At 62.0% G+C, this 12036-nt stretch carries 10 protein-coding genes; 1 reads left to right on the top strand and 9 read right to left on the bottom strand.

Translation table 11 applies throughout. The features are described from left to right. Positions 1 to 176 precede the first annotated feature (176 nt). A complete protein-coding gene (locus ONR57_RS09435; RefSeq protein ID WP_265123008.1) occupies positions 177 to 1535 on the top strand; it encodes a wax ester/triacylglycerol synthase family O-acyltransferase in 1359 nt (452 codons plus the stop codon). Here ONR57_RS09435 and ONR57_RS09430 read toward each other — a convergent pair whose 3' ends face one another. The 9 genes from ONR57_RS09430 to clpX form a co-directional block, all read right to left on the bottom strand. Then, complete coding sequence (locus tag ONR57_RS09430) at positions 1536 to 2153, bottom strand: TetR/AcrR family transcriptional regulator (RefSeq protein ID WP_265123007.1); 618 nt, start codon at positions 2151 to 2153, stop codon at positions 1536 to 1538. Positions 2154 to 2209: 56 nt separating this feature from the next. Further along, entirely contained in the window at positions 2210 to 3781 is a 1572-nt protein-coding gene (locus ONR57_RS09425) for an ABC transporter ATP-binding protein (protein ID WP_265123006.1), read from the bottom strand. Beyond that, positions 3778 to 4599, bottom strand: coding sequence for an ABC transporter permease (locus ONR57_RS09420; RefSeq protein ID WP_265123005.1), 822 nt, complete (start codon positions 4597 to 4599; stop codon positions 3778 to 3780). The genes ONR57_RS09425 and ONR57_RS09420 overlap by 4 nt, the downstream gene beginning before the upstream one ends. Beyond that, complete coding sequence (locus ONR57_RS09415; protein ID WP_265123003.1) at positions 4596 to 5678, bottom strand: ABC transporter permease; 1083 nt, start codon at positions 5676 to 5678, stop codon at positions 4596 to 4598. The genes ONR57_RS09420 and ONR57_RS09415 overlap by 4 nt, the downstream gene beginning before the upstream one ends. After that, positions 5675 to 7363, bottom strand: a complete 1689-nt coding sequence (locus ONR57_RS09410; protein WP_265123002.1) for an ABC transporter family substrate-binding protein — start codon at positions 7361 to 7363, stop codon at positions 5675 to 5677. Before ONR57_RS09410 ends, ONR57_RS09415 begins: the two co-directional genes overlap by 4 nt. 202 nt (positions 7364 to 7565) lie before the next feature. Next, entirely contained in the window at positions 7566 to 9641 is a 2076-nt protein-coding gene (locus ONR57_RS09405) for an alpha/beta fold hydrolase (RefSeq protein ID WP_265123000.1), read from the bottom strand. A 3-nt stretch (positions 9642 to 9644) separates the two neighbouring features. Further along, the gene (locus tag ONR57_RS09400) at positions 9645 to 10250 is read right to left on the bottom strand and encodes a molybdenum cofactor guanylyltransferase (RefSeq protein WP_265122998.1); all 606 of its coding nucleotides are present in this window, start codon (positions 10248 to 10250) and stop codon (positions 9645 to 9647) included. Then, positions 10247 to 10711 carry a type II 3-dehydroquinate dehydratase gene (gene aroQ / locus ONR57_RS09395; protein WP_265122996.1) on the bottom strand — a complete coding sequence of 155 codons (465 nt, stop codon included), beginning with the start codon at positions 10709 to 10711 and terminating at the stop codon, positions 10247 to 10249. The genes ONR57_RS09400 and aroQ overlap by 4 nt, the downstream gene beginning before the upstream one ends. Positions 10712 to 10713: 2 nt before the next feature. Further along, a complete protein-coding gene (gene clpX / locus ONR57_RS09390; protein ID WP_265122994.1) occupies positions 10714 to 11994 on the bottom strand; it encodes an ATP-dependent Clp protease ATP-binding subunit ClpX in 1281 nt (426 codons plus the stop codon). Positions 11995 to 12036: the final 42 nt, after the last annotated feature.

Raw genomic sequence — 12036 nt, 5'->3', positions numbered from 1 at the left:
CCACCGGCGCATTCGCCGTAACACTCCTCAAGAGCCCCTCGGATGGGTGGTGACTCACCGGGCCTGACCTCACTCCCTGCCCTGCACATTTGCGCTGCCGCACCTGTGATGGATAACACACGGTAAGATACCATTCATCTGACTTGTAAGTCTCGCGTTGGCTGTGAAAGGTTCTGATGAATCTGATTGCTCCCCCCGACTACATGTTCTTGGCGATGGAATCGCGAGAGCACCCGATGCACGTGGGTGGCCTGGAACTCTTCACGCCGCCTGCCGGCGCTGGTCCGGATTTCGCGCGCAACCTTTACGAGCGCCTCCTCGCGGAGCCTGAGGTGGCGGGGATGTTCCGGCGCCGTGTCGGCAGCGCTACGACGACGCCGCGCGCACTTACGTGGACCGATGACAGTGACGTTGACCTGAGCTACCACGTCCGGCTATCAGCGCTGCCCCGGCCGGGGCGCATTAGGGAGCTGCTCGAAACCGTGTCGCTGTGGCATAGTTCGCTGCTAGACCGGCACCGGCCGCTGTGGGAGATAAATATCGTCGAAGGACTCGAGGACGGGCGTTTTGCGGTGTACACGAAAATCCACCACGCGCTCGCCGATGGCGTCTCAGCGCTCAAGCTACTCCAAAACACTCTCGTCACGGATCCCCATGACCTCCGCGTCCCGAGTCCATTCGCCCCGCGCAGTCGCAGCGACCGCACGGCGTCAAGGTCCACTTTGTCAGCTCTGCGAAGTGCTGCGAAGCTCTCACTTGATACCGCTGCCATCATTCCGCATGCTGGCAGAATTGGCCTGAAAGCGGCGCTCGCTGATCAGGTTCCCCTTCCGTTGCGCGCGCCTCGGAGCATGTTCAACGTTCCGATTGGCGGTGCACGGCGGTTCGCTGGACAGTCGTGGCGCATCGAACGACTCAAGGCACTCAGTACTGCACTCGATTGCACACTCAACGACGTTGTACTCGGCATGTGCTCCGGAGCTCTGCGCTCCTATCTGCTCGAACAAGACGCCCTGCCTGACAAGCCGTTGATCTCGCTTGTGCCTGTCTCCTTACGTCAGAAGGGCGCGAATGGCAGTAACGCGGTGGGTGCCGTCCTCGCGAGCCTCGGGACACACAAACCCGATCCGCTCGACAGGATGCACGAAATCACCCGGACAATCGCCCTTGCCAAGGACATGATGGGTGGACTGAGCCAACTCCAGGCACTCGCCCTCTCCGCCGCTTTCGTCAGCCCTTTTGCGATCTCGAGCATCACAGGTGCATCACAGGCGGTGCCGCCGACGTTCAATGTCGTTATCTCCAACGTGCCCGGACCGACTCAGCCTCTCTACTGGAACGGTGCCCGGCTCGACGGGATCTACCCCGCGTCAATTGTCATGGACGGCCTCGCGCTTAATATCACCCTCACGAGCAACGCGGAAAACATCGATTTCGGCCTGGTCGGCTGCAGGCGATCTGTCCCCCATCTTCAGCGTCTTCTCATCCACCTCGAGTCCGCACTACAGGACCTCGAAAATGCGGTGGGGCCGTAGTTATTGTTCGAGGAAATCCAGCACAGTCATGAGGTGCCTGCGGAGAACCGCCCAGTCACCGACGTGCGCAGTGCTTGCGCTCAGTGCCGAGACTGTGACGGCGCCCCGCATCGTTGCAACCGAGAGGAGCAGCCACTCGCGGAACCGCGGGTTGGCGGAGAGCGTGGGAGCCGCGCGGCGGGCCCCCTCCACAACCAGATCCACCGCCTCCGCGAGTACCTGACCCATCCGTGCGGCAACATCAGCGTCGGTCCGCGCAGCAACAAACAACTCCTGAACCGCACCGGCGATTGGCAAATTATGCACTTCCCAGAGGAAATCTAAGTAGTGCTCACACTGATCGCGTTCGCTGCCGGTTTCGTGCGTAGCTGGGAACTCGGCCTTCCCCAACTCGGCAAGCTGATGCGCAAGATGCTGGATTGCCGCAACAATGAGTTCCGACCGAGTGGAATAGTGATACTGAAGTGCGCCCTGGCTGACGCCAGCTCGCTTCGCGACCAGCCGCGTTGTGGTGAGAACGTAGCCGTCCTCAATCAAACAGTCGAGAGTCGCTTGGAGCAGCGCGGCTTGTGTCGCATCCCGCCGCTCCTGCTGACTTAACCTCCGAGAGGCCGACACAATTCCCCATTCGCAACGCAACGCACTGATCCGACAAACACCATACCGATCTCGGGTCACGCCGTCGCAGACGCTGGCCGCACCGCGGCGATGAGTTGCTGCGTATAGGGGTGCTGCGGAGCGCCCAGCACCTTGTTAACAGCACCCTGCTCCACAATCCGGCCATGTCTCATGACCGCGACCCGATCCGCATATCGATGCACCAGCGGCAGGTCGTGCGACACCATCACATAGGTCAGCCCTAGCTGCTTGCGCAGCGAATCAAGCAGCTCCATGACCTCTGCCCGCAGCGACATGTCGAGAGCCGACACGGGCTCATCAAGAAGCAGTATTTTCGGCTCCAGCGCGAGCGCACGGGCGATCGCAACACGCTGGCGCTGCCCACCGGAGAGCTGACTGGGCCTGCGCTTCTCAAACTCCGGTGCCAACCCGACCAGCTGCAGCAGAGTCGGCACTCGAGTCTCCGCATCCGCGGAGCGGTGGATCCGCATGGGTTCTGCGACAATCGATGCCACACTCATCAGCGGATCGAGCGAATCACCAGGGTCTTGCAGGACGATTTGGACGTCACGCCGGAGGCCCCGCCGCTCAGCCCGGGATGCTCCCGAGAAATCGTGGCCGAAGAGGGCGACGGTGCCCTGCGGTGCGTGCTCCGCATGCAGTATTTCGCGCAGTAGTGTCGACTTTCCCGCTCCGGATTCGCCGACGACGGCGAACGCTTCGCCTTTACGCACCGTGAAGGTCACCCGATCCACGGCAGTAATGGTTTCCTGCCTGAACCTGCGGCCGCTGAATGTTCGGGTAAGGCCTAGCACGGAGATGGCTTCGGGCCCCGCGGCAGGTTGCCGATCGACAGGCGTCCAGCGTGGCATCGCGGCCACCATCGCGCGCAGCTCCGCGCTGCGCGGCGCAGCCATCACGTCCTCGACGCGTCCAGATTCCACCACCCGGCCCTTCTCGAGCAGTACCACGTCGTCGCAGTACCGCTCGACGAGCGAAATATCGTGGGTGATGAACACAATCGCGGTTCTGGTTTCGCGCTGCAGTTCGCCGAACAGGTCCATTATTTGCGCGGCTATCGTCGGGTCGAGTGCACTAGTGGGCTCGTCCGCGATCAGAACATCGGGACTGTTGATCATTGCCATCGCGATTGCGACGCGCTGCCGCATGCCCCCGGAGAATTCGTGGGGATAGTTCCTGGCCCGTTGCGCCGCGTTCTCAATGCCCACCTTTTCGAGCATCTGTACGGCGTTACTCCATGCCTCCGACCGCGATACTCGCTGATGGATACGCACCGCCTCCGCGACCTGCGCACCTACGGTGTGCACGGGGGTGAGTGCGGCGAGCGGATCTTGCGACACCAGCGCTACACGAGTGCCCCGCAAACGCGACAGCTGCCGGTCACTGAGTCCGAGCAGCTCCGCACCGCGCAACCGCACCGAGCCCGACGCACTAAGGCCGTGCCCTAGCAGCCCCATGACAGCGAACGCCGACAGTGACTTTCCCGAGCCGGATGCGCCGACCAGTGCCAGCGTACGGCCCTCACGCACCGCGAAGTTCACACCTTCCACAAGTGTGCGGGAACGTGTCTTGACTGTCAGCTCGCTCACTTCAAGCACAACCGTCATACCAACTCCGCCTTGTCTGCATCACGGTCGATCGTCCGCCGCAAGCCCTCGCCGACTAAGCCAACCGCCATGACAATCGCGATCAGGAACGCCACCGGAACGAGAAACAGCCAGGGGTACGTGATCGCTGAACTGCTGCCAATGCCGATCAGCGTGCCCAGCGAAACGTCCGGCGGCCGCACCCCGAAACCGAAGTAGCTCAAGCCAGCCTCGGCGATCACCGCGACGCCCACGTTGATCGTGCAGTCGATGATCAGGAGCGGGGCCATATTGGGTATCAGGTGCGTGCGTATGACGCGCGGCCCTCGCGCACCCATATATTCCGCGGCCCGCACGAACCCGCGTTCCCGCAAGCTCATCGCGCGGGCGCGGACGATGCGCGACGCTAGCGTCCACTGAAACATGGCAATGACAATGATGAGCAGCAGCCACGACTGGCCACGCAAGACCGGTGACATCACGGCGACCACGAGGAACGTGGGCAGGATCAGCATTACGTCAACGAACCACATCAGGCCACGATCAACGCGCCCCCCGTAGTAGCCGGCCAACGTCCCGACGACTGCTGCGACGAGTGTCGACAGAACCGCGACAGCCAAGCCGATGAGAAGTGATTTCTGCAGCCCTTGCATGGTCTGGGCGAACAAGTCCTCCCCCAGCCTGGACGTTCCAAGCCAGTGTTCCCACGAGGGTGGCTGCAGAATGGCTCCATGGTTCTGCGTGACATGGTCTTGCGGATACAGCCAGGGCCCGATAAACGCGATACCGACGATCGTCAGCAGAACAGCCGACCCAAACACGGTGAGAGGGTGTTTCATTCTTCGGCCCCCGCCCGGATCCGTGGATCCAGCAAGACAAGGACGATGTCGGACACCCAGCCCGCGATAACGATCACGACGCCTATGAAAAGCGTGACGATTCCCACGATGCGCGCGTCGTGATCATGGATGCCCGTAAGCAGCCAGTCCCCCATCCCGTGCCATCCGAAGATTCGTTCGGTGAAGACCCCGCCGATGATGTGCAGACCGAAACTGAACGCAAACAGCGACACCATCGGGATCAGCGCCACACGCAGCGCGTGCCGTCGCACCGCTTGACGCCAGCGCAGTCCTTTCGCCCGCGCGGCACGCAGAAACTCACTGTTCAGAACCTCCAGCATGGCGGCTCGCTGATACCGGCTGAAGTACGCGATCTGCGGCAGCGCGATCGCAAGGGTAGGCAGCACCATGTGCCTGACTCGGTCGAGGACGGCCTCCCAGCCGGTGTAGTTACCGCCCACCGTCCGTTCTCCGGAGAAGTACAGGATCTGTGTGCCCGCGGCTTCGTTGACGGGGAGCCAGAGCAGTTTCAGCAGGGTCCCCAGCACAAACACTGGGATTGCGAGCAACGCGAGGGTCCAGAACATGGTGACGTGATCGCTGATGCGCCGAGAGTTGAGCGCGCTGCGCACGCCTACCGCGACACCCGCGATGATCGCGACGATGCTGCCTGCGAAGAACAGCCGCATGCTCGTGCCAGCGCGTGTCCAGAGTTCGTCGGCGATCGGACGGCCGCTGACGGTCGTTCCGAAATCGCCGACGGGCATTCCGGATATCCAATCCACGAACCGCAATGGAATGGGCAGATCGAGAGCCAGTCGCGCCGCTTGCGCGTCGATGACGGCCTGCGCAGGCGGCGGCTGCCGCATCTGAAGCTCAGCCATCGGGTCGAACGTCAGCGAAGCCAGCGTGAACGCAAAGAAAGTCGCCGCCAGGCATAGCATTATGCGGCCTGTCAGCCGCCCGGCCAGGTAGCGGACGAGGTGACGACCGGTGCGCCCCGGCACTGACTGGGCAGTGCCGGAGTCGCTAGTTGATGCCGGAGAGTCGGCGCGAACGCCGACTTTCACCGCTGTCACTGCACCCAGCCGGCCTTCGCGAACCCGTAGTGCGCCAGCCCGCGTGCACCATAGTTCGCGAGATTCTCACGAACAGCGTAAGCGCCGGATTCGGCGTAAAGCGGGATGTGGTGCGCATACTCCCAGGCGAGGCGGTCGATCTCGTTAGCGATCTCGTTGCGCCGATCGGCGTCGAGCTCAGCGAGTCCCTCGTCGTACAAGTCTTCGATACCCGGCACAACAACACGGCCGAAGTTGGAACCGAACGTATCACCTTCGGGAGTCTGGAAGACCGGCCGGTCATGCGCGAATGGCGATGCCGACTTGGTCCACTCGAAAACGGCTAGGTCGAACGCGCCCGGCAGCAGGTACCCGTCATAGAACTGGTCGCTCGGAACCGATACCACGTCAACATCGACGCCCACGTCGTTCAACTGGTTTCGGATTACCCCGGCGACGGTGTCGAAGACTGGGGTTGACTGTGCGATGAGCCTCAGGGTCAGACGCTCACCTTCTTTTGTGCGGACATTTCCATCGAATTCCCAGCCGAGTTCTTCGAGGTTCGCGCGGGCCGCGTCAGCATCGTAAGGCAGCACGTCAGAGTTGTCTTCGTAGCCCGGGTCGGTGGGCGGCAGGATGTGGTTCCCCACTGCCTGCGCACCTGGCGCGATTGTGCCGAGGACGACGTCCGTCACGCCTTGCGGGTCGATAGCTTGTGCGATCGCCTGACGCAGTTCCAGGTCGCTGAGGATCGCACCTTCGGATCCGTTGAGTGTCAACTGCCCGGCGCGCCGTTCTGGTGCCGTCCGGATCTCGACGCCACTCATGGTCTGCGCTCGTTCGAACAGATCGACGTTGCCGCCGATGGGATAGATGTCTATGCCGCCATTCGCGAGCTCATCCGCTCGTGCGGACGGATCGAGCACCCGGAAAATGACGCGATCCAGTGGCGGAGTATCCGCCCACCAGTCGGGATTGCGGTCGAGCACAATCGCCTTGGCCGTCTCGTCGATGCTCTGCACCTTGAACGGTCCGGAGGTAATCTCTGGCTCGTTCATCCACCCGCTGTTGAACGCCTCGGCATCACTCGTGAGTTCCATGGGAAGCAGGAGATTGAAGAGCCCCTCCCACTCCGCGAAGGTGTTGTCGAACGTGAGAACTGCTTCCTTGTCGCTGTCCCCACGCTCGACGGATGCCACGTCGCTGTAACCGACAGTGCTGTAGCCCTCGAATGCCTCATCGTCACCGCTCAGCGCAGCCACCTGAGAGGCTAGGTCTTCCCAGGTGAGCGGGCGCCCATTACTCCACACTGCATCATCGTTGATTCTGTAGGTGATGACCTGCGGGTTTTCGGACGTCAGCGCTGCGGAGTCGAAGAAGGCGGTGTTCAGCTCGTGTCCGCCGTCTGCACCATCGAGGTGGACACTTGGGAAGATCGCCTCAGCAAGCTGCCACGTAACCAACCGGGCACCGTTTATCTGGATGGGGTTGTAATTGGTGGGCAGCGCGTCGACTGGAATCCGCAGGTCCCCACCGTCTTGCAGCTCGGAGATATCGTGCGGGTTGATGTCCTGCGCAGCCGCTGCGCCCTCGGCCGCGCTAGCCGGCTGACTGGACGAGCTGCATCCGGTGAGGGCCAGGGCTGCAGCCACTATGACCACAGCACCGGCCCTCATCCGCGATGCGCCAATTGAACGAGTCGTCACTACAGGTCCTTCCCCCAGTTTGGATGGGCGCGGCTGTTCACCGCGCAGATCGTGAAGGATGAGCGCGCTGTGGGCGCCGTCATCCTTCACGATCGGAGACGCATAACAAGGTGGGAGTATATAGTAACGACAATTGTTTTCAATAATTGCCGCGGTATGCGAAAGCGCCCCGCGTAGCTAACGCGGGGCGCTCAACTCCATCTCAGTCTTCGTCAGCGGCTGGCGGGTACTCGCCAGCCGCCAGCTCCTCTGGCCACGGCTCTGTTTTGCCCAGCACGTTCTTCGCGAGGAAAGCGTAGACAGTCAGATACCAGATCTTCGCGTGCGGCGGACTGAGCACCCAGTGGTTCTCAGACGGAAAGTACAGGAACTGATGATCGGAAATCCCCTGATCGTCCGCGGGCAACGCCGATTCCGCATTGAGTTCGTACCACAGACGCAGCGCCTCACCGATCGGTACGCGATAGTCCTTGTCACCATGGATGACGAGCACTGGCGTTCGGATGTCTGCGACATACAGATGCGGTGAGTTCTCAACGGCCATTTCGGGCGTCATCTCGCGCGCCCAATACCAGGCGGCATCTGTGGTGGGGCCAAACTGGTCGAGCGCCCACAAACTGGCGTGCGTGACGATTGCTTTGAAGCGATCAGTATGTCCGGCGATCCAGTTCGCCATGTATCCACCGAACGAGCCGCCCATTGCGGCTGTCCGTGACGCGTCGATCTCCGGCCGCTGCTCAGCCACGTCCGTCAGAGCCATGATGTCGGCGTACGGTTCTTTACCCCACCTGCCCCAGCCGCGCTGGATGAACTCATCCCCGAAGCCGGTGGAAAGCGCGGGATCTGGAAGCAGGACGGCATAACCCCGGGCCACCATCAGCCAGGGATTCCAGCGCCACTGCCACGAGTTCCACGAGTTGAGCGGCCCACCGTGGATCCACACAAGCAGAGGTGCAGGATTGTCGGCGGAGGCATCGAGCGGTTCAGCGAGCCAGGCGCGCAGTGGTGTGCCATCCGTTGCTGTCGTCATCACCTCGGTCACGGAACCAGGTATTTCTGGTGCACTCGCAGGCCCCAAGAGATCCGTCACGTCGCCCGAAGTGAGATCAATCCGAACTGGGTGCGGCGGCCTGCTGATCCCGGAGCGCAACGCGTATGCCACGTGACCTTCTGGATCGATGACGACGTCACTGTACGCCGCGTCGTCGTTTGTCAGTTGCCGCACATCAGCTGTGTCCGTAACCGGGAGAAGAAAGATGGGGCACCGGCTGTAGTGGTCGGCTGTGACGGCCAGCGCCGAACCGTCAGGAAGCCACCTGATTGATATGGCACGACGGTCCCAGTCGGCCGCTACCTCAACAGTCTGCCCAGACGCGAGGTCGTGCACGTGCAGCGTGATGCGCGGCGCAGTGTCAGGATCTCCGTGGGCTTCGCGCACGTATGCCACCCGGCTTCCGTCCGGCGAGATCGCAGGCAAGCCGAAGTCCGCCTCGGGATCGTCCTTGACCACCGTTACCGCACCGGAGGTTGTGTCGACGCGCACGAGCTGTGCCCGCCGCCTAGCCAGCGGTCCCGGTACCTGCCACGTGGACACCAGGAATGAACCGTCCGCACTGATGTCCGAGTGAGCCTCACGCATCGCACCGTCGGCAGCAAGGCGCGCGAAGTCACCGCTGCCCGTGCCGGCCCGCAGCCCAGGCACCTCCGGCCCCAAGTCATGGTCCCAGTAGCGCACCGGGTAACTCGTGTGGATGATCGCGGTGATCTTCCCATCCTTGCGTAGCTTACGGACCTTCTCTTCGTCCGCATCCGTCGTCACATGCGGATAGGTGGACGTCGTCAGAATAAGCCGATCTGCACGCCGGGCGGCGAGCACGCTGCTTACCCCGCCGGGCGGCTTCGCGAGCTCATAAGCCTCACCTCCACGCGCAGGCAAACACCACAACGATGGCGGCGCGTCATCGCTACTACCGCGCGCAGAAACGAAAACGAGGTCACCCGCGGCCGTAAAAGCGGGTGCGGAGTCCCCTTTCGGGCCGTACGTCACCTGCTGAGGTTCCCGATTGCCGCTGGGATCTACCTCCCAGAGGTTTCCAGTGAATTTAGAGCCATCCTCGCTGACCTTTTCCACACGTGTGACGAGCCGCCGCCCGTCCGGCGAAAGCGCGAGCCCCGACACCCGCGGCAGGCTCAGGTATTCATCCAAGGCGTGGAACGGTGTTACGGCGGCATGAGTCACAGGATTGTTGTTACCACGCGCTGCGGGCTCGATGGGCACGGGTTACTCCTCTCGCGCTGCCTGGGGCGGCCTCAGCGCGGTTAGTTCGTCTGGGGTGTTCACGTTGATCAATTCATTCGCGCATCGCGTGACGTCGACGGTGCTGGTGCGCAGCTCGGAGAGCGCACCGTACATGCTGCGTCCGCCAGCATCTGCATGGGCACGCATCGTCACAGCCGCGGCGGTTCGGTATATCGACGCGAGCGGCTGTGCTCGCGTGCCGTCGTGGGCCAGCACCACGTCGAGAGCCTCGCCCACGCAGTGCGGTGCGAGTTCGCGCACCAGTCTCGCACTGACCAGCGGCATATCAGTCGCACACACGAATGCCCAATGATGTCCGGCCTGCCGCGCTGCGTCCAGCCCGGTGAGCAGGCCATACAGGGGTCCACGGTGAGCGATCGGATCCCGCACGAGAGTCGCGGAAACCTCGGGGCATTTCTGCTTGGGAGCAATCACGACAAACACTTCTGCGCACACGGGCCGCAGGCTCTCCACTATGCGCGCCAGGAACGATTTGTCACCCCACTGCAGTGTCGCCTTATCGCGTCCCATCCTCGACGATGCGCCCCCTGCGAGGACGATACCGGCCAGCTGAATTGTCGGGCTCACGCCTGTGTCGTCACGTATCCGACTGCCGCCACATAGCCGTAAACACCGAGACCGCAGACCACACCCGAAGCGATCCCCGACACGAACGAACGATGACGGAACTCTTCACGTTTGTGAATGTTGCTGATGTGTACCTCTACGACGGGGGCATCAACGGTAACGAGAGCATCCCGCAGTGCCACCGAGGTATGGGTGAACCCGCCCGGGTTGATGATGAGACCCGCGCACGACTCGCGCACCTCGTGGATCCAGTCAATGAGCTGGCCTTCGTGGTTACTCTGCCGCGCGTCGATGGTGAAGCCGTGCGGCGACGCAGTTTCACGGCACAGCCGTTCGACATCCTCTAGCGTGGCGCTACCGTATATCTCCGGCTGTCGTTTACCCAGCAGGTTCAGGTTCGGTCCATTGAGAACGACAATGGTGCCGTTATTCACGGCACCATTCGCTGCACTTTCGGTCATCGTTACGCGGACTTGTCCCGGCGCTCCGGTGCCTCCGCACGACGTGGCACGATCGTCGGGTTCACGTTCTCGCGCACCGTGGCCCCAGTGACGACGACCTTTGCGACATCGTCACGGCTGGGTATGTCGTACATAACGGGAAGCAGCACTTCCTCCAGAATGGCGCGCAGCCCGCGAGCACCGGTGCCCCGCAGAATCGCCTGATCTGCAATCGCCTCCAGCGCATCCTGGGTGAACTCCAACTCCACGGAGTCCATCTCGAATAAGCGTGTGTACTGCTTGACCAGAGCGTTCTTGGGCTCCGAGAGGATCTGCACCAGCGAGTGCTTGTCAAGGTTCGTCACCGAAGCAACTACGGGCAGACGGCCGATGAACTCAGGAATCAAGCCGAACTTGATGAGATCTTCCGGCATAACATCAGCGAAGTGATCAATGGTGTCGACATCCGCCTTCGAGCGAACCTCTGCACCAAAGCCGAGACCCCGCTTGCCCACACGGTCGGAGACGATCTTTTCCAGCCCCGCGAACGCCCCCGCGACGATAAACAGGACGTTGCTCGTGTCGATCTGAATGAACTCCTGGTGCGGGTGCTTACGTCCGCCCTGAGGCGGAACACTCGCCTGCGTGCCCTCAAGGATCTTCAGCAAAGCCTGCTGCACGCCCTCACCCGAAACATCACGCGTGATCGACGGATTCTCGCTCTTGCGCGCGATCTTGTCGACCTCGTCGATATAGATGATTCCGGTCTCTGCGCGCTTCACGTCGTAGTCAGCAGCCTGAATGAGCTTCAGCAGGATGTTTTCAACGTCCTCGCCGACGTAGCCAGCCTCAGTGAGCGCGGTCGCGTCGGCAATGGCGAACGGCACATTCAGCATCTTCGCGAGAGTCTGCGCCAGATACGTCTTGCCGCAGCCCGTCGGTCCGAGCATCAAAATGTTGGACTTCTGGAGTTCCACGGACTCATTGCGCGAATCACGTGTCTTCTCGCCTGCCTGAACCCGCTTGTAATGGTTGTACACGGCGACAGCCAGGGTGCGCTTCGCCGTGTCCTGACCAATTACGTACTGTTCGAGGAATTCGTGGATTTCCACGGGCTTGGGTAGTTCATCGAGCTTGACGTCACTCGCTTCCGCGAGCTCCTCTTCGATGATCTCGTTGCACAAGTCGATGCACTCATCGCAGATGTACACGCCGGGGCCAGCGATGAGCTTCTTAACCTGCTTCTGGCTCTTTCCACAGAACGAGCACTTCAGCAGATCGCCCCCGTCGCCGATGCGCGCCATAACCGTGCTCCCTACTTCCCTAGTCTCGCCCGTGCAACCCCG

It is taken from the genome of Hoyosella sp. YIM 151337 (assembly GCF_026041215.1).
Taxonomy (GTDB): Bacteria; Actinomycetota; Actinomycetes; order Mycobacteriales; family Mycobacteriaceae; genus Hoyosella.
The sequence above is the reverse complement of the archived record's forward strand: the minus strand, read 5'-3'. Positions and strand labels throughout refer to the sequence as shown.